At 61.2% G+C, this 20,152-nt stretch carries 5 protein-coding genes; 4 read left to right on the top strand and 1 reads right to left on the bottom strand.

The genetic code is table 11. From position 1 onward, the window contains the following. Positions 1 to 64: 64 nt before the first annotated feature. Complete coding sequence (locus M9Q49_RS11090) at positions 65 to 1,741, top strand: OprO/OprP family phosphate-selective porin (RefSeq protein ID WP_254508808.1); 1,677 nt, start codon at positions 65 to 67, stop codon at positions 1,739 to 1,741. 127 nt (positions 1,742 to 1,868) lie between these two features. Here M9Q49_RS11090 and M9Q49_RS11085 read toward each other — a convergent pair whose 3' ends face one another. Further along, entirely contained in the window at positions 1,869 to 2,279 is a 411-nt protein-coding gene (locus M9Q49_RS11085) for a DUF4157 domain-containing protein (RefSeq protein WP_254508807.1), read from the bottom strand. 117 nt (positions 2,280 to 2,396) lie between these two features. On the opposite strand from M9Q49_RS11085, the gene M9Q49_RS11080 reads away from it, so the two are divergent. The 3 genes from M9Q49_RS11080 to M9Q49_RS11070 all read left to right on the top strand — a co-directional run bounded on the left by M9Q49_RS11080 (position 2,397) and on the right by M9Q49_RS11070 (position 19,734). Continuing rightward, entirely contained in the window at positions 2,397 to 2,996 is a 600-nt protein-coding gene (locus M9Q49_RS11080) for a peroxiredoxin (RefSeq protein ID WP_315861168.1), read from the top strand. A gap of 177 nt (positions 2,997 to 3,173) precedes the next feature. Further along, a complete protein-coding gene (locus tag M9Q49_RS11075) occupies positions 3,174 to 4,178 on the top strand; it encodes a hypothetical protein (RefSeq protein ID WP_254508805.1) in 1,005 nt (334 codons plus the stop codon). Between the two features lie 268 nt (positions 4,179 to 4,446). Continuing rightward, positions 4,447 to 19,734 carry an autotransporter-associated beta strand repeat-containing protein gene (locus M9Q49_RS11070; protein WP_254508804.1) on the top strand — a complete coding sequence of 5,096 codons (15,288 nt, stop codon included), beginning with the start codon at positions 4,447 to 4,449 and terminating at the stop codon, positions 19,732 to 19,734. Positions 19,735 to 20,152: the final 418 nt, after the last annotated feature.

Genomic DNA, 20,152 nt, shown 5'->3' with positions numbered 1-20,152 from the left:
TCCTGCCGATAGAGGGTGACACTTGTGTTAGTTTCGCTGCGAACCATCGACGAAATGTGCTGTCATGAAGCGATTGCAACTCTGCTTTCTGGGCGCTGCCCTCGCGATCATGGCTAGCGCTCAGCTAGCCCGCGCGCAGGGCATCTTTCCCCAGAGCATGCAGCAGCCGACGCCGGGAGCCGCTTATCAACAACAAGCGCCAACGCTGCCACTGCCGCCCCAGTACGCGCCGCAGCAGTTCGCTCCAGCTCAGCTTCCACAACCACAACCGCACCCTGCCCAGCCTTATCCAGCCCAACCTCCTCCGGCGCAGGCTCCGTTTCCGCAGCAACAATATCCGCAGCCGTATCCTCAGCAGGTTGTGAATCCAGAGCAGTTGCTAGAGCGGCTACCGGTGCCGCCGGAGCAGATGATCGCCACGATGTCGGCCAACGACTTCCTGGAGAGCAATGCTGCCGCTGGACCAAATGAGGCCATTACGGCGAAGGTGGCGGCGCTCGAAAAAGAAGTCGCCGCGATGAAGGCCGCTTCAAAGAAGTTGCCGAGCGTGACAATCAACGGTGTAGCGCAGATGGATGCGGTGGCGTTCAGTCAGGATGCCGCGAGTCGCGCGACATTCGATCCGATCCAAGGCGGCCCGATTCAGAACGGTGCTGACTTTCGCCGCGCGCGATTGAGCGCCAAGGGCGCCATCGCCGACAACATGAACTATTTCTTTCAGATGGACTTCGCTTTTCCCGGGCGGCCAACCTTTACCGACGTGTGGGTCGAGTGGACGCAGCTGCCGTTGCTCGGCAACGTGCGCGTCGGTCAATGGAAGCAGCCCTTCAGCCTGGAAGTGGTGAGCAGCTTTCGTTACACGACGTTCATGGAACGTTCGTCGCTGTTTCAAGCCTTCACGCCGTTCCGGCACATGGGCATCGGCTTTTATGATCACTCGGAAGATCTGAATTGGACCTGGGCGGCGTCGCTAATTCGCACCGGGCAGGACCAATTTGGAGATTCGCTGAGCACCAACGGCGGCAACGGCGTGGTCGGGCGGTTGACGCATTTGCTCTGGTATGACGAGCCAGCCGACGGTCGTTATTACAGCCACATCGGCGGCGCTTATTACTACAACTCACCGCCGCGCGACTTAACTCGCTTTCGGTCCATTCCCGAACTGTTCGTCGGCGAAAACGGCGCGGGCGCGGTTGGCACATCGGGCCAGGCACTGCCGGGACCGATCAACGGCACGCCGTTTTTTGTCGATACGCTGCCGATCCTCGCCGGCAACGTACACACCTTCGGCGCTGAAAACCTGACTGTTCACGGAGCCTTGTCGTTTCAAGCCGAAGCGATGGCAGCCGTGGTCGATCAGATTGGCGGTCCCACGTCGACGCTGTGGGGCAGTTACATGCAGGTCGGCTACTTTCTGACCGGCGAGCATCGGCCTTACGATCGCATTGCAGGGGCCATCGATCGGGTGAAGCCGTTCGAAGACTTCTTTATGCTCCGCACCGACGGCGCGCATTGCTACGGCTTGGGTGCGTGGGAAGTGGCGGCCCGTTGGTCGTACATCGACTTGAACGACGGCAACATCGTCGGCGGCCAGATGAGCAACGCCACGCTGGGGGTGAACTGGTACTGCAATCCGTATTGCAAAGTGGTGTTCAACTGCGTGCACAGCTGGCTCGATGCTCGCACAGGTGTGCAGAGCGAAACGACTGGGTATGGGATGCGGGCTCAGTATGATTTTTAAGCGAGCCGGTTTGATGAGTTGATTCCAACTCGCTTCTTTTGGTGCTGCCGCACGAGGGCAAACGTGGAGTCCGGTTGCCCAAACCTTCGGCTCACGCCTCGGGCTTTCTTTTCGTTGCTGCGCAACGTTAGGGAGCTCGTTCGTAGGCTTCGCGCTCGAACGGATTATCCCAATAGGGATGTTTGCCGCGCCACCACACCCACCAGGCCGAGGCGAAGTAGGCGGGGACGAAGAGCAGCCCCCAGCGTTCATATTGCTGCACATGGACGAACTCGTGGGCGCGCGTGCGGTCGAGATCGTAACGACTGCGGGCAATCACGCTGTGGCCCAGCGTCATGGCCGATGCGCCGCCGATGAGTGGTGCGCGCGAGAGGAGCCAGGAGAGGAATCGGCCTTCGAACTCCAGCACTCGGCCGCGGAGTTGAAATGAGCCGCCGGTTGCCAGGCTGATGACGCCGAGCGTGCAACCAAGGAGTGTCCAGGGCGCAGCCCAGATGATGCCGAGCGAGATCAAGATGGCGTGAAGAACGGCGGTCATCGGGCGCTTGCTATCCCCTGTCAAAATGGGGCTGAAACCGGTAGCTTAGTTAGTTCGGACAAGCACCGTGTCCTTGCTACTTCAACAGTTTTTTCATTGCCATACAAGGAGTCTTTGATGAGCGTTCTGGTTACCCAACCCGCCCCAGAGTTCAAAGCCACGGCCGTCATGCCGAACGGCGAGTTCAAGCCGGTCAGCCTGGCCGATTACAAGGGCAAGTACGTCGTGCTGTTCTTCTGGCCGCTCGACTTCACCTTCGTCTGCCCGACCGAGATCATTGCGTTCTCGGATCGCGCCGAAGATTTCGAGAAGCTGAACGTGCAACTCCTCGGCGTGTCGGTCGACAGCCATTACACCCACCTCGCTTGGCGCAACGTGCCGCGGACCGATGGCGGTCTCGGCCAGATCAATTACCCGATGGTCGCCGACCTGAACAAGGAAATCTCGAAGGCGTACGATGTGCTGCTGCCTGGCGGCATCGCCCTCCGCGGTTTGTTCCTGATCGACAAAGAAGGCAAGGTCCGCCATCAGTTGATCAACGACCTGCCGCTCGGCCGCAATGTCGAAGAAGCCCTGCGGATGGTTCAAGCTCTGCAGTTCTTCGAAAAGAACGGCGAAGTTTGCCCGGCCAACTGGAAGGAAGGCTCGCGCACGATCAAGCCGACGGTCAACGACAGCAAGAAGTTCTTTGCTGCTGAGTACACGGGCAAGGGTTAATTGCTGCTGAGTGCGTAACACGCTGAGTAAACCGAAGGGATCGTCGAAAGACGGTCCCTTTTTTTGTATTCGTTCTGAATTCTGGCGAATTCAGCTACAGGAAGTTGAAATTGATCGCGGCCAACCGGATACTGTCCGGTTCATTCCTCCCCTGGCTGCCTCGATTCAGGAATCGCCATGAAGATTGTTACTGGCTGGTTGGCATTTGCCGCGCTCCTTGTTGGTTCGCTTTCATTCGCCGCAGATAAGCAAGCGCCGGTGCGCACGGGCACTGGTGTGATGACATTCGAAACAGTGCCGGGCTGGGGCTTGCGGCCCGATGGCTCATCGTCGCTCGGTTCGACGCACGGTGGTGTGGTGATCGACAAGGAAGGAAACATCTACACCAGCGCCGCCAAGGGCGTGGTAGTCTTTTCGCCCGATGGCAAAGTGGTCAAGGAATACCTGGGTGGCGATTACACAAATCTGCACGACATGAAGATCGTCGCCGAAGACAAGGGCGAGTTCATTTACGGCGCACGCAATAACAATGCCGAGGGCATCAAGTTCAACGCGCACACCGGCGAGGTGGCGTTCAAGTTGCCGTTTCCGAAGGAGTCGGGTCTGGGCCTGACGAAGTTCAGCCCGACCGCGATCACCGTCGCGCCGAATGGGGACATCTTTTTGTCGGATGGCTATGCCAGCAACTACGTCTTCAAGTTCGACAAGACCGGCAAGTACCTGAAGCACTTCGGTGAGAAGGGGAACGATCTCAAGCAGTTCAACACCGCGCATGGCATGGTGCTCGACACCCGCTACGATCCACCGCGCCTACTCATCTGCGATCGCAATCACACGCCGAAGGGCCGGTTGGTGCACTATGATCTCGACGGCAATTTCCTGGGCGAAGTGGTGACAGGTCTTGGCATGCCCACCTCGGCTGCCGTGCAAGGCGACTACGTCGCCATTCCCGATCTATCCGGGAAGCTGACAATCATTGACAAGGAGAACAAGGTCATCTCGGTCCTCGGCGAGAACCCCGATCCGAACAAGGGTCGTAACTTCGGCATTAAGCAAGATCAGTGGGTCGAAGGGGTCTTCAGCGGCACCCACGGGGCGTACTGGGACAAGGACGGCAACCTCTATATCCAGGATTGGAATACCGACGGCCGCATCATGAAGCTGGTCCGGGTCAAGCAGTAAGCGTGGCCGAATCGAGCCAAAACAGGCCAAAAAGCGGGGAAATCGCCTCAGGAAGGCGTTTCCCCCACGCTGGGAGGTAGGTGGCCAGCTAAATCTCTCGCAAATAGCTGGAAATTCATTTTGCCTACGTTATACTCCGCCCTAGTTGAATAATCTCCCTCACGCGAATAGTCGGCCAGGCTGTTTCCGGAGATGATGCGCTCTCACATCATCTTACGCTCGGGTTGACGAAGCGCGTGCCACTCCCCTTCAACCCACTACTCTCTCCATGCGCAACCGACTTCGGTCTGCCAGTCGTCGTTTCTTGGGCACTTCCGTTCGCAAGCCAGCGCAGCCAGCGAAAATTCGTCGGCGGGGCTTTTTGGAATCGTTGGAACCGCGCTTGGTGCTGCACGGCGAAGTAACGCCGATCTTTCCGCTGCCGGATAACCCGGTCGCTTTCCTCAGTCCCGATGGAAAGTTTGAGATTCATGCCGCCACCAGCGCTGCGCACAACAACCAAATTGTGGTCAGCCAGGATGCCGATGGCAATCTGCTGATCACCGACAGTCTGCTGCCATTCCAAGCCGTGGGGATTCCTGGCGCGCAGTTGTTGGCCGATTTGCAGACGCTGAGGATTCCGGCCAGCTTGTTGCCGTCGCAGCAGCTATACATATACGGCGGCGATGGCGACGACACGCTCACGCTCGATTTTTCGAACGGCAATGCCATTCTGCCCGACGGTCTGTTTTTCTATGGCGGCGACCAAAACAGCCTAGATCCGGGCGATCAGATCGTGCTGCAAAACGGCACGGTCGATAGCGTCGACTACACGTTTATCAATGACAACGATGGCTCGATTGCGGTCGATGGCCGCAACCTCAGCTACGTGGGTCTTGAACCGGTCACCGATAACCTTTCCGCAACCACCCGTAGCTTCACTTTCACTGGTGCCGCTGAAACTGTCGCGATTACCGACAACATCGCGGGCGATGGTTTGACGCGCATCAACAGCACGCTGGGCGAATCGGTCGACTTTACCGCGCCAACGACGTCGCTGACGGTGATCACCAATGGTGGTGACACGGTGAATGTCACTAGCTTCGATGCCGCGTTCAATACGCCGCTCATTTCGCTCGAAGGAACGACAAGCACCAACACATACAACCTCGGCACGGGCAACGTCATTCCCGATGCAACCAATCTGAACTTGGCAGGGAATGCTGCGCTCGTTTTGAACGCCGCCAACGGCGAAACCATCGGCGCGCTGTCGTCGACGAACGCAACACCGACGCTGAACCTCAACGGCCAAGCTCTGACCACCGGCAACGGATCGAACACCACGTTTTCGGGCGTGATCTCGAGCACCAACGGCCGACTGGTGAAGGAGGGCGCCGGCACACTGACGCTCTCGGCCACGAATACATTCACCGGCGGCACGACGATCAACGGTGGTGCGATCAGCATCGGCGCCGATCTCAACATCGGTGCGGCTCCTGGCGCGGTGACACCGGCATCGATCACGCTCAACGGCGGCACGCTGACGACGACGGCGGCCTTTACGCTAAATGCCAACCGCGGGATCACGCTCGCGGGTACGGGCGGCACGATCAATGTCAACACCGCGGCTCTGGCCAGCTTCACCTACAACGGCACGATTACGGGCGGGGCGCCGTTTACGAAAACTGGTGCTGGCGATCTGATTTTCAACACAGCAGCTGTTACCCATGGTTTCAGCAACTTGACGATCAATAACGGCCGGTTGTTTTATGGTAGTCAGACGAACCTCGGCACTACTACCACTCCAGTTCTCATTCAGAGTGGCGGCACGCTCGATCTGCAAACCACGGCTTCGACGATCCAAAATCCGATTACGGTCGAGTCGGGGGGCGGCATTGCCGCGCGCGTGGCGTTGACGCTGTCCGGCGTGGTCACGTTGCCCACGGCAGGCACGGTAATTTTCAATCGTGACGACGGCGCGACGGCGGCCATCACGCTGAGCGGCGCCAACACCACCAACTTAACAGGCGCGCTGACCATTCAAGTCGGCACGGTCAACGCCACCGTCGGTCAGGTGAATGTCAACCATGTCTTCAATGGCGCCTTTGGTCTCATCAAGACCGGCACTGGCAACCTGCGTTTGAGTGGTGTGAGCACCTACACCGGCGACACCACAATCTTGGAAGGCCCGCTGCTCGTCGCCGGCAATATCGCCCCTTCGACGAACGGCAACCTCGGCAACTCGGCCAATCCGATTCTCCTTGGCGACACCACCGGCACAGCTGGCGCTGGCCTCTTCACCGACGCCGCGCTAACGATCAGCCGTGGCATCAATCTGCGTGCGGGTAGCACCGGCGTGAAACGCATCGGCATCACGGCCGCCGCCAATTCCACCATCAGTGGTCCGATCACGCTAAACGATCACGTAACATTCCAGATCAATTCGAACACCATGACCGTCAGCAGTTTGCTGGCAGATTCGGGCGGTGCGCGCAACGTAACCAAGACCAACACCGGCACGCTTGTTCTCAGCAACAACGGCAATACCTACACCGGCGTCACGTCGTTTAGCGGTGGTATTTTGAATGCCACCTCCATCGGTAACTACGGCGCAGCGAGCGCGCTCGGTGCCCGCACGGCGGCACAAGAAACGGCGACTGGCGACGGCATCGGCTTGGTGTTCCGCGGCGGCACGCTGCAATACACGGGCTCCACGGCACAGAGCACTGACCGGCAGATTCGCGTGCAAACGACGGGCGGCACGATCGACGCCTCGGGGACTGGCAGCGGCACTTTGTCGTTTACCTACAGCGCCGCGAATACGAATTGGTTCGACACGGCCGGCACTCGCACGTTCACGTTGACGGGCTCGAATACCGGCGCGAATACGTTCGCACAGCGAATCACGAACGAGTCGACGAGTGCCACGAGCCTGACCAAGGCGGGGGCTGGCTCGTGGACCATCAACAGCACCGGTAATACGTTCACTGGCCCAACGACGGTTTCCGCGGGCACGCTGGTAGTGAATTCCACTTTGGTCAGTGCGCCCACGGTGAACGGCGGGACGCTGACAGGAACCGGTCCCACTGGCTTGCTGACCGTTAATTCTGCGGGCACGCTGGCTCCGGGTGTGGCCGTCGGAACGTTTACGACGACCAACGACTATGTAATGAACGGTCGGCTGACCGCTCAAATCGGCAGCGCCACGGGAAATGTGGCCGGCACCGATTACGATCAGGTGCGTGTGACGGGTGGCGGCAGCGTGACTCTGGGCGCTACTTCGTTTTTGAACGCTGTCTACACCGGCGCAGCAGGAACCTTCAATCCGCCGTTGGGTCAGTCGTACATATTGATCGACAACGACGGCACGGCAGCAGCCGATACAGTGGGCAAGTTTGCCGGACTCGCCGAAGGCGCGATCGTGACGATCGATGGCCGCAGTCTGGCGATCTCTTACGTCGGTGGCGATGGCAACGATGTAACGCTAACGGCAGTCGCCGCGGTGCCGATCATTTATGTGGATGCAACCTTCACCGGAAGTGGCACGGTCGACGGCGATCGCGAGACGACGGGCTCGCAATCGGCCACCATCGGGACGACTGCGTTTGCCACGATTGATGATGCGCTGACGGCGCTCCCTGGCTTCGCCGGCATCATCGTCGTGAACGGCGGCACCTATGCCTCGGCCAACTTGGCTGGCGGTGGCAATGTCACGCTGCGCTTGGTGCAGGACCTGGTGGCAGCCGAGACCAACGTCACGATTCAGAATCTGACGGGTTCGGCGGGCGACACGATCGTCACGCGGTCTTTGAACGCAGCGAATGCCAACCTGACGGTTGAGCAAGGGGATTTCTCCGGCGTCATTTCGGGCATTGGCGATTTCGCTAAGACGACAGCAGGGACGTTGTCGCTGCGCGGCCAAAGCACGTACGGTGGTTCGACCACCATCACGGGAACGGGTGGCGCCGGTGTCTTGGCCCTCGAAGCCGCGAACGCGCTACCAGCATCGACAGTGGTTACGCTCGGTCTGCTCACCGAAGTCGGCACGATCGATTCCAACTTCAATCAAACGATCGGCGGTCTGCAAATTCGCAGCAACACTGCGTCGTACAACACGATCGATATTGCGCCGAGCACGACATTTAACGTGACCGGCACGACGTCGCTCTCGATCGGTGTTCCCAGCACGACCGCGCAGGTAACCAACGTCAACTTCATCGGCGGCGGTGCGCTCAATGTTTCGAATGCGACCGCCGGTACGATCGCGGTCTTCGGCATTCAAAACTCCGATCAGAACGCGACGCAGAACTCGGTCGATGTGAACATGACCGCGCTCAGCAATGTGACCATCAACGCCGAAACCATTCGCGTCGGTTGGAATTCTCGCATTGCCGCAACGGTCAGACTTTCGAACACGGCCAACACGATTACTGCCGACACACTGTCGATCGGCGACTCGGTAACGAACAACGCTGGCACGCCGATCTTGGTCGAACTGGGAACCGGCACGAATGTGCTGCAATTGACGAACCTGCTCGTCGGTGCGGCCAAAGGTAACGGAGATTTGAAATTCGCGTCGCAGACGGCAGGGAGTCCCGGCACATTGTTGCTGACGGGGCGAACCGGTGGCGCTAGCGCGGCCAACATCAGCGTGGGCATCAACACTCAAGTCGACACGGGCGCGAGTATTATCGGCAACATCGACTTGCGTGGCCACGTCGCCACAGTGCAAGCCGATACCGTTGTGTTGGGACGATCGAATCGTGGTGCCAGCACGAGCGGCGCTGCGGGCAATTTGTTTTTCGACGCGGGCACATTTTCAGTCAATACGCTGATCTTCGCCGACAAGACCGGTGGCGCCACCGGCGTCATCACTGGCGTGTTGACGGTGGGCGGCGGCACCTTCACGGTCAATACCGCGGTTACTTTTGGCTCGCAGGCGAATGCGGCCTCGGCGACTGCGACTTTGAATATCACTGGCGGCACCGTCACGATGAATCCCGACCTCTTCAAGGGTGCGGGCACGGTCACGGGGACAATCAACCTCAGCGGCGGTGTACTCGACCTGACGAACGACAGCATCGGAACGGCAGCCGCGCCGGTTGTGCTCAACTTCACGGGTGGTTCGCTGCTGAACCTCGACGATTACAACGGCACTGGAACCATCACCAAGGCGGCAGGCACGAATGGCAACCTCACTGGCACCATTCCAGGCCCGATAACCGTGGCAGCCAATTCTTTGTTCTTGGTGGGCACGTCAGGCGTGCTGACAGTGAATGCGGGAGCCACGTTGTCTGCCGGCTTGGCGGGCACGATCGCGCAGATTGTTTCGGGCAACTACGTGCAGAACGGCGCGTTGAATCTCGAGATCGCTACTCCCGCCGGCGAAGCACCGGGAACCGATTTTGACCAGATCAAGGTTACAGGCACCGTCACCTTGGGCGCGGCTTCGACCCTCAGCGTAGCTTACAACGGCGCGCCTGGGACTTTTTCTGGAATTAACGGGCAGCTGTACACGCTCATCGACAACGACGGAACAGACGCCGTCGTGGGCACGTTCAACGGCTTGGCAGAAGGCACCACGATTACGGTCGATGGTGTTGCGATGCGACTCTCGTACGTGGGCGGTGACGGCAACGATGTCACGCTATCGGCGGTGGCCGGAGCTCCCGTCTTCATCTATGTCGACGACGACTTCACGGGCACGACCGTCGATGGCAATCTGGAAGCCGCCGGCGTTCAAACCGCCACCTTGGGCGTGGACGCATTCACTTCGATCGGCGCGGCCCTGACGGCATATCCCAACTACACCGGCATCATTTTTCTGAATGGCGGCTCGTACGCCTCCGCTCCGCTGGCTGGCGGTGGGAGCGTAACGGTTCGGCTGCTGCAGGATCTTACCAACTCAGAGCTTGACGTCACTGTGCAGAATTTGACTGGCGACAGCAACGATCTGATTGCCAGTCGCTATCTCAATACGGCCAACGCCAATCTGATTGTCGAGCAAGGTAACTTCGCCGGTGTGATTTCTGGCACGGGTAACTTCACCAAGACCACCGCGGGCGGATTGACGCTGAGTGGTGTCAGCAATTACACCGGTTCGACGACTCTGAGCGAAGGAACGGTAACGACCGGCGCGGACAACGCCCTTCCCAACACAGCCTTGACGATCGGCACAGGGACGACTGTGGCCACGCTCAATCTGGGAACGTTCAATCAGGTATTCACGTCGCTGACGTCGCTCAGCAACAGTGCCTCCGTCAACACCATCACTGTCGCCCCCACGAAGACGCTGAACGTCACCGGCGGCATGACGATCGGTATCGCCAATACTGCTGGCGCTGCGACGCAAACCAAGCTCACGGTGAATGGCGGCGGCGCGATGACCGTTGCGGGCACCACCGTCACGATCGGCGTGAACCAAGCCGGCACGAATGTGGCCTGGACCAACACCGGCACCCTGGATGTCACGGCACTGAGCAATTTCACCGCGACGGTAACGAACTTCAACTTGGGCGTGGGTGGCACTTCGTCTGGCGCTGGTAACGTTCTGCTGTCGAATACAGCGAACACGATCACCGCGACCACGCTGGCTGTGGGTGATACGGGCGGAAATAATGGCGGTGGTACTAGCACGTTGACACTGGGAACCGGTACGAACGTTCTCCGCGTCGACAACTTGAACATCGGCCGTGGCAAGAACACCGGTACGGGCATTGTGAAGTTTGCTTCGCAAACCGCCGGCAGTCCGGGCACGGTCACTATCAACAACGCTGCCGGCTCGGGTGCTGTCGCATCGGTACAGATTGGTGATAACAACGGCACGGCGACGGCGGGTGGCGCTGTGGGAACGCTCGACCTGCGTGGACACGTGGCGACGGTCACTGCTACCGCAGTGACGCTGGGCCGATTGAACATGGGTAGCAGCACCGGCGGTACATCGGGCACTCTCCGCTTCGATGCAGGCACATTTACGGTGGACACGCTGACCGTTGCTCCCAAGACGGCAGCAGGCACTGGCACGTCGGTTGGGTTGCTGGAAGTGGGCGGCGGCACATTCACGGTGAACACGGCCCTCATCCTAGGTTCGCAAGCGACTGCTGGTGCTGCAACTGCGACGCTGAATATTACGGGCGGCACGTTCACCACCAACGCAAACATTACTCAAGGTGGTGGCACAACGACCTCGACGATCAACCTTAGCGGCGGCACCTTGAATGCAACCGCCAAGAACATCGGCACTGCGGCGGCTCCGATCGCCTTCGTCTTCACGGCGGGCACGTTGCAGAATTTGGCTCAGTACAACGATGGGGCGGTGGTTTCGAAGACGGGGGCTGGGACGGCGACGATTGCGGGGGTGAATGCTTACACCGGGGCGACGACGGTTGTGGGTGGGACGCTCGCGGTGACAGGGACGATGGTGAGTGCGCCGACGGTGCAGACTGGGGCGACGTTGACCGGGACTGGGACCACGGGGTTGTTGACGGTGGATGCGGGCGGCACGCACGCGCCGGGGACGAATGTGGGGACGACGACGGTTAATGGGAACTATGTCGAGAATGGCGCGCTGCAGATTCAGATTGGTTCGGTGAGCGGCGCGACGGCGGGGACCGATTATGACCAGGTGCGGATTCTCAGTTCTGGCAGTGTGACGATCGGCGCGGGGGCGACGCTGGTGGTGAGTTACACAGGCGCGGCGGGGACGTTTAATCCGACGGCGGGTAATTCGTATGTGCTGATCAACAACGATGGGACGTCGCCGGCGGATACGGTTGGCACGTTCAGCGGTTTGGCCGAAGGGGCGACCGTGACCGTCGATGGCAGGGCGCTGATCCTGTCGTACATCGGTGGCGATGGCAACGATGTGGTGCTGACCGTGCCGGCGCCGACGGTGCTGTATGTCGACGATGATTTTCCGGCGAGTGGGACCGTCGATGGCGATTTGGAAACGGCGGGGACGCAGACGGCGACGATGGGAACGACGGCGTTTCAATCGATCGTGGCGCTGCTGGCGGCGAACCCGACGTTTGCCGGCACGATCGTTGTCAACGGTGGTGTGTATGCTTCGGCCCTGCTGGCCGGCGGCGGGAATGTCACGCTGCGACTCGTGCAGGATTTGACCAACAACGAACTGAATGTGCAGTTCAACGATCTCTCGGGCGCTGCCGGCGATGCGATCATCACGCGGTTTAACAACGTGGCGAACGCGGGGTTGATCGTCACACAGGGAACGTTCAACGGCGTGATCAGCGGCAGCGGCACGCTGTCGAAGATCAACGCGACGCAGGTCGAGTTGCTGGGCGTGAATACGTACACCGGCGCGACGACCGTGACCGGTGGCACGCTGCGAATGACCGGTTCGAATATTCCGAGCGCGACCACGGTGCAGACCGGCGCGACGCTGACTGGCGCTGGCACGACCGGGCCGGTGACGGTGAACGCGGGCGGCGTGCATCAGCCTGGCGTCGGCACGGCGGTGGGCTTTGCGAACGTGCAGGGCAACTACGTGCAGAACGGCGGGCTGACGATCGAGATCAGCTCGATCAACGGCACCACGGCGGGGACGAACTACGATCAGGTGCGCGTGACGGGCACGGGGAGCGTTGCTCTCGGCGGTACGCTGACGGTGAACTACACCGGCGCAGCGGGAACGTTCAATCCGACCGTCGGCGCCACGTATGTGCTCATCGATAACGACGGCACGGCAGCGGCAGATACGACCGGCGCGTTCACGGGCATCGCCGATGGCTCGTTCGTGATCGTCGACGGCAAGGCCCTGCAGATCAACTATCACGGCGGCGATGGCAACGATGTGGTACTCGTCGCGCCGAACATCACCACGCTGTATGTGAATGATCAGTTCACCACCGGCAACGTCGATGGCGATCTGGAAACGGCCGGCACGCAGACGGCGACGGTGGGAGTCAACGCCTTTGCTTCGATCGCTGCGGCGCTCGCGGCGTATCCGGGTTTCGCGGGCACGATCGTGGTGAATGGTGGTGTGTATGCTTCGGCGCTACTGGCTGGCGGTGGCAATGTCACTTTGCGGTTGGTGCAGGATCTGGTGGCCGGCGGGGCGGATTTGAATGTGCAGTTTAATGATCTCTCGGGCGATGCCGGCGATGCGATTGTGACGCGGTTTAACAACGCTGCGAATGCGAATTTGATTGTGGCGCAAGGAACCTTCAACGGAGTGATCTCAGGCGCGGGAAGCGTGACGAAGACCACGGCGGGTGTTTTGGATCTTCTCGGCGTGAATACGTTCACCGGCGCGACGACGGTGAGTGGTGGCACGCTGCGTGTGACGGGGTCGAACATTCCGAGCGCGACGACGGTACAGACTGGCGCGACGCTCACGGGCGCTGGCACGACGGGACCGGTGACGGTGAATGCGGGCGGCGTGCATCAACCGGGCGTCGGCACAGCTGTTGGTTTCGGCAACGTGCAGGGGAACTACGTGCAGAACGGTGGGCTGACGATCGAGATCAGTTCGATTGCTGGCACGACGGCGGGGACGGATTTTGATCAGCTGCGGATTACGGGCAGCGGCAGTTTGACGCTCGGCGGTACGAGCACGTTGACCGTGAATTACACCGGCACTCCTGGAACATTCAATCCGACGGTCGGGTCGATTTATCGGATTATTGATAACGATGGTTCGGCGGCAGCCGACACGACGGGAACGTTCAACGGTCTCGCGGAAGGGACCACGGTGACCGTCGACGGCAAGCCGATGCAGATTCAATATCATGCGGGCGATGGCAATGATGTGGTGCTCGTCGCGCTGGCGCCGATCGCGGCGCTGTATGTCGATGATGATTTTCCGGCTTCGGGTGTGGTCGATGGTGATCGGGAGACTCCCGGGGTGCAGTCGGCGACGATGGGGACGACGGCGTTTCAGTCGTTGGCCGCGTTGTTTACGGCGCTGCCCGGTTACGCCGGTGTGATCATTGTGAATGGTGGCGATTACTCGGCCACGCCGGCGGCGCTCGCCGGTGGCGGCGATGTGACGCTGCGACTCGTGCAGGATCTGACGCTGGGTGAAGTCGATGTGATCCTCGGCGCGCTCACCGGCAGCGCGGGCGATCAGATTGTCACGCGGTTCCTGAATGCGGCGAATGCGAATCTGATTGTCACCAGTGGTTCGTTCCCGGGGGTCATCAGCGGTAGCGGCAGTGTGATCAAGAATGGCACGGGAACGGTCACGCTCTCGGGCGCGAATACGTTCACCAGCGCGGCGATCATCAACGGCGGTGTGCTGAGCGTGGCCGATGTGGCGAATAGCGGCGCGGCGAGTCACCTGGGCAGTGGCAACAGCGTGACGATCAGCGGCAACAGCGTGCTGCAGTTCACGGGCGGCGCTGCCGATGCGATGAACCGGACGATTAATCTCACGGCGTCGGCGGGGGCGAGCTCGCCGCGAATTGAAGTGACCAATGCGGCCGGCGATTTGCAATTGACCGGCACTGTTGCCGGCGGCGGACAGATTCTCGGCAAGATCGGCGCGGGTGCGCTGTCGTTCGATACTGGTTCGACCACGACCATCGGCACGCTCTACGCTGCCGGCGGTGTGACGAATATCCGCGGCAACGCGGGGGTGACGGCGGGGCAGATCGGCGTCGGCGCGAATCCGTCGTTCATTCTCGGCGGCGGCAGCGGCACGCTGAATGTTCAAGGGACGGCGACGATCTCGACCGGCACGATTCATCTCGGCGAGAACAACGGCGGGCCGGCGCAGACGAACTTTTTGAATCAAAGCGGCGGCACCGTGACGGTGACCGGCAACTCCACCGAAAACGCAGGCATTCGCCTCGGTCACTGGGGTAACGAGACGAGCACTTACACGCTTTCGGGCGGCACGCTGCAGCTCACCGACCCCACGGCCGACATCGCGATTGCGACCGACGGCGATGGCACGTTCAGCCAGACCGGCGGCATTTTGAATGTGCCGGGCATCATGGTCGATCATCGTAACGCGACCGGCAATGCGTCGTTCAGCATCACTGGCGGCACGAGCACGATCGGCGCTCGTGGCTTGCGAATCGCCGACTCGACGACGTCGACGATTGCTGGCACGGCGAACGTCACGGCGAGCAGCATTGCGATTGGGCAGTTCGTCAATAGCTCGCTGAGCATCGGCGGTTCGGCCGCGGTGAATGTCAGCGGCGCGGTAACGCTCGGCACTGCTGGGACGATCGGTGGCGATCTGACGATTACTTCGACGGGCGTGATCTCGTTCGGCGCGCTACGCGTCGGCCGTGGTACGGCAACGATCAATGGCGCGAACGTCACCTCGACGGGCGTGGTGGTGGTGGGCTCGAATCGCTCGGACGAGATTGCGGGGATGACGACGGGCAGCACGGCGAGCGGTGTGCTGAACGTCAGCGCCGGGAGCCTGACGGCGGCTGGCATCTTGATGGGGAATGCCGATGGCGGCACGGTGACGGGCACGATCAATCAGACGGGTGGCACGGTGACGACGACCGGCGATGCCGGCGAAGGGAACGGCGTGCGGATGGGGCACTATCCGCAGGCGACGACGTTCTACAACTTGAGCAATGGCACGCTGAACGTGAACGGTGGGTTTGCGTTGTCGACGGCGACCGATGGCACGGGGACGTTCTTGCAGACCGGCGGCACGGCGAATGCCACGCAGATCGATTTGAACAGCCGCGCCGCAACCGCGGGCAACGGCACGTTCACGCTTAACGGCGGTGTGTTCAATCTGGGGAACGGCGGCATCGTGACCGACGGCGGCGGTGGGCCTTACACGGCGAACCTCGGTGGCGGTACGCTGCGAGCCACGGCAGGTTGGTCGTCGATTCTCAACTTCAATCTGACGAACGCGGTAGGCCCGGCCATCATCGATACGAACGGCTTCAATGTCGCGCTCAGCGGCGTGCTGAGTGGAGCGGGCGCGCTGACGAAGATCGGCGCGGGGAATCTCACGCTCTCGGGCGTGAATACTTACACGGGCGCGACGAATGCTAACGCGGGGGTGTTGCAACTCAGCGGTGGCGCGGCGGTGTTTGATACTGCTGGTGCGGTGAATGTCGGGCTTGGCGGTACGGTGCAGCTGCTCGCGAATGAGACGGTGTCGAGCTATGCCGGTGCGGGTGATAACGTCGGCACGAATGATTCGACGTTGGCGCTTGGCGCGTTCACGCTGACGACGACGGCTGGCGCGGCGATTGCCAATGTGACGACGAGTGGTGGTTCGATTGTCGCCGGCACGAGCATCACGGATGCGGATGATGATAATAATGTGACGGGCACGAGCATCGTGCTGCAAGCCGCGACCGGTGTGGGAACGAGCGCGGATCCGATTGAGACGACGCTGGCGAATGTCGAAGCCGCCGGCGGCAGCGGTGGGGTGTTTTTGGCGAACACTGGCAACTTGATCATCGGTGGCGTGAGCGCGCTGGTGGGTGTGAGCGCGACGGCCAGCGATGTGAATCTGAGTGCGACCGGCAGTCTGACCGTGAACGAAACGGTGAGCACTACGACAAGCGGCAATGTGACGTTGTCGACCATCGATGCGGCGGGTGTGGGGCAAGACATTGTGCTGACGGCAGCCGTGAATGTGAATTCGGCTGGCGCGATCGTGTTGAATGCCGGTGATAACGCGACGCTCGCTGGCAATCTCGTGAGCGCGACCACGACGACGGTGAACATCGACGTCGGTGTTGCGGACGCCGGAGTCGGTGGTGTGTTCGCGCTGACGGGAACGATCACCGCGCCGAGTGGAGCCGTGCTCAACGGCAACGGCGACAACGATACGTTTAATCTCGCGCCGCAAGCGAACGCTGCGGTGACGGTGAACGGTCTCGCGCCGCACATGACGCTGACCGGTGACATTCTGAATCTCGATCTGTCGGCGACGACGAGCCGGCAGCTGACGCTGGGCAGCATCGGCAGCGGCGTGTGGACTCTCAACAGTCCGCTGAAGAGTGTGACGTACACGAGCATCGAAGAGATGAACGCCAACGCGCCGTTCCATCTGTCGCTCGATGCGAACCTGGCAGCGTGGGGCAACACCGGCGTGCCCGATCTGATCACGGTGCGCCGCAACGGCGCGAACCTGGTGGTCGAGCGGACGGGCTCGGCAGCAGTGCCGGACAACGACGACGTCGGTGTGATCTTCCAAGGCGCCAGCGCGCAGATTCAGTCGTTCACTTATCTCGGTTCGAGCGACGATGACACGCTGACCGTGAGCGACGTGGGCGGCTTGCCGACGTTCGCCGGCAGCGCGCCGAGCATTCCTGATAACTTGAATCTCGCGGGAGTCGGCTCGGTGTTGCTCGATGGCAACGGCGGTGCTGACAAGTTGCTCTTCAATCTGACCGGCGCGAATGCGGCGCTGTCGTATGCGATCGGCAACGGCACTGGCGCGACTGGCAACGAAGGCGAAGTGCTGGTGGCTTCCGGCGCGGCTTCACTGCAAGCCTACTTCGTGCGGACGGAATCTGCCGAGCGAACCGGCACGGGCGCGACTCCTGGCGCGCTGCAGATCATCGGCGATTCGGCCGCGAATGTGATCGGCATCAACGGCAGCGGCGCGAACACCATCGTGAGCGCCACCGGCTACACGCCGCTCACGTTCAGCGGCAATAACTTCGGTTCGATTGCGATCGACGGCTTGGCGAATGCCGACACGATTGACCTCGCGAGCTTCGGCAGCGGTCAGACGAACAACCCGAGCGTGACTCTCATCGGCAACACGGGCAACGACACGATTCGCGTCTTCAGCACGAGTGGCAACACGGGCACGGTGACGCTGATCGGCGGCACGGGCAACGATTCGTTCGTGCTGCAGAGCGCCGCCGGCGGTCCCGATGACGACATCGTCGGGCCGGTCATCGTCGATGGCACCGATGGTTCGCTCGCCGCGAACAACGACACGCTGACGATCATCGATACTGCCGACGCGACGGGCGACACGGTGTTCATCAACGCGGTGAATCCAACCGCATCGGCTGATTATCGCGTCGAAGGTGTGAACGCAGCCGCTGGCGACGACGTGATCTTCCGCAACATCGATACGCTGAATTACACGGGCACGGCGGGCAACGACACGATCGACGCCCAATTCGTAAACACTTCGCCCGCGCACGATCTGTCGATCGTGTCGCTCAGTGGTTGGCTCGGCGCCGATCAGTTCCTGCTGTTCACTTCCGATCAACAGGGCGGCACCGGCCCCGCGCCGACCGCGACGGCGAGCAGTGTTTCGACGATCGCGCTTTATGGCGACGCGCCGGGGAATCCGAATGTCGGCGACGGCAACGACATCTTCGGCGCGACCGCGCCGGGCATCGTCGGCACCGGCTCTGGCAACGCGGGACTCACGGTTGCCGACAGCGTGCGCGGCATTCGTCCGAGCGCGAGCACGGCGATCACGATCGACGGCGGTCAACCGACCGCGCCGATCGGCACCATCGGCGACAGCGTCGGCGACGTGCTCAATCTCGATCTCAGCGGCGTGCCGCTCGGTTCGTCGTTCGTGCTCGCAACCCTCTCGGGCGTGATCGCGAGCCCCGGTCTCCAGCCGCTGAATTACACGCAGATCGAAGATCTCAACTTCATCACCAATCATCAGCTGCTCAATCTGCAACTCGGCGACACGCTGGTGCGTGGTTCGAGCGGGCCCGACACGATCATCTTCTCGCTGAACCCGTCGCCGACGCAGCCGAACGGCGTGCGCGTCCGTTTGAACACGACGTTCGTCGACTTCCCGATGAACGGCAAAACGCTGACGTACGCCGGTGACGCGAACGATTACGTGACGCACTCGAACGTCACGTTCCCGATGGAGATCCACGGCGAAAATGGCGACGATTACATCTCGGGCGGCATGGGGAACGACTTCATCGTCGGCGGCCTCGGCAACGATCAGATCAACGCCAGCGGCGGCGACAACATCGTCATCGGCGATGAAGAACTCACCGGCACGTTGCCTCTCGCGCAAGACTCCGCGATCGGCGGCAACGACATTCTCAGCGCGCTCGGCGGCAACGATGTCTTCTATGGTGGCGGCGGCAACGACCAGGTGAGCGCCGGCGGCGGCAACGATTATGTCTACGGCGGCGAGGGTGACGACACTGTCGACGGCAGCACCGGCGACGACCGCCTCTACGGCGGTGGCGGCAACGACATACTGAGCGGCGCGGTCGGCAACGACTTGCTCAGCGGCGGCGAAGGGAACGACCTGCTGATCGGCGGCGACGGCAACGACGTGCTGATTGGCGGCGGCGGTGCCGACAACATGAACGGCAACGCCGGCGACGACCTCTTGATCAGCGGCCGCCTCGCCAACGAATCGAGCAGCTGGACATCGCAGGCCGTGAACGCAACCTTCGGCGCCGCGCTCTACAGCCGTTCAACCGACAACGACGCCGCGCTGTTGATCCTGCTCAATCAATGGTCATCGACCAACGACCGCAGCAGCCTCGCCGCGATCACCAGCGACGCGATCTTCGACCAGGTCTGGGGCTACACCGGCAACGACGACTTCAGCGTCTCAGCGGGCGAAGCCCAAGACTTCAACGCCAACGGCATGGGCAGCGATGAGTTGTTCTAAGCGATCGGTCGCTCTGAACCGCAAAGGCCGTTAGCACTTCAGCCCCTCACCCCAACCCTCTCCCCGGAGTACCGAGGAGAGGGAGTAAGGAAGATGCCGGGCGGAGATTTTTCAAAGATTCTGAGCATTTCTGCGCTCTTCACGTTCTCTTCAGCTTGGTGGCATTAAATTTTGCCCCAACGAGCAAGTTGCCGCGGCTGGCAGAACCAGCCAGCTGTTGGTGGCAGTCGGGCGGAGGGTGCGTCAGGTCTTCGGAACAAGGCCTTTCACAGCCGCCTCTGCGAGCCTGGTTTTGGCGGTCGCTGCCTTTCCAACTCATCTTGGGAAAGGGCGATTCCGAAGCTGCAGCTGCTTGAGCGCGGCGGGACGTTCGTGCCTGCTCGCAACCTGTCATCGCGGCGGACTGATCGCCGCACAT

Origin of the sequence: Anatilimnocola floriformis, assembly GCF_024256385.1 — a bacterium.
In the GTDB taxonomy this organism is placed as follows: domain Bacteria; phylum Planctomycetota; class Planctomycetia; order Pirellulales; family Pirellulaceae; genus Anatilimnocola; species Anatilimnocola floriformis.
This window is presented reverse-complemented; position numbering and strand designations above follow the sequence as displayed.

Bases quoted from the DNA above. Each gene is read 5' to 3' on its own strand.
- M9Q49_RS11090 (WP_254508808.1), top strand. From the start codon at position 65: ATGAAGCGATTGCAACTCTGCTTTCTGGGCGCTGCCCTCGCGATCATG.
- M9Q49_RS11085 (WP_254508807.1), bottom strand. From the start codon at position 2,279: ATGACCGCCGTTCTTCACGCCATCTTGATCTCGCTCGGCATCATCTGG.
- M9Q49_RS11080 (WP_315861168.1), top strand. From the start codon at position 2,397: ATGAGCGTTCTGGTTACCCAACCCGCCCCAGAGTTCAAAGCCACGGCC.
- M9Q49_RS11075 (WP_254508805.1), top strand. From the start codon at position 3,174: ATGAAGATTGTTACTGGCTGGTTGGCATTTGCCGCGCTCCTTGTTGGT.
- M9Q49_RS11070 (WP_254508804.1), top strand. From the start codon at position 4,447: ATGCGCAACCGACTTCGGTCTGCCAGTCGTCGTTTCTTGGGCACTTCC.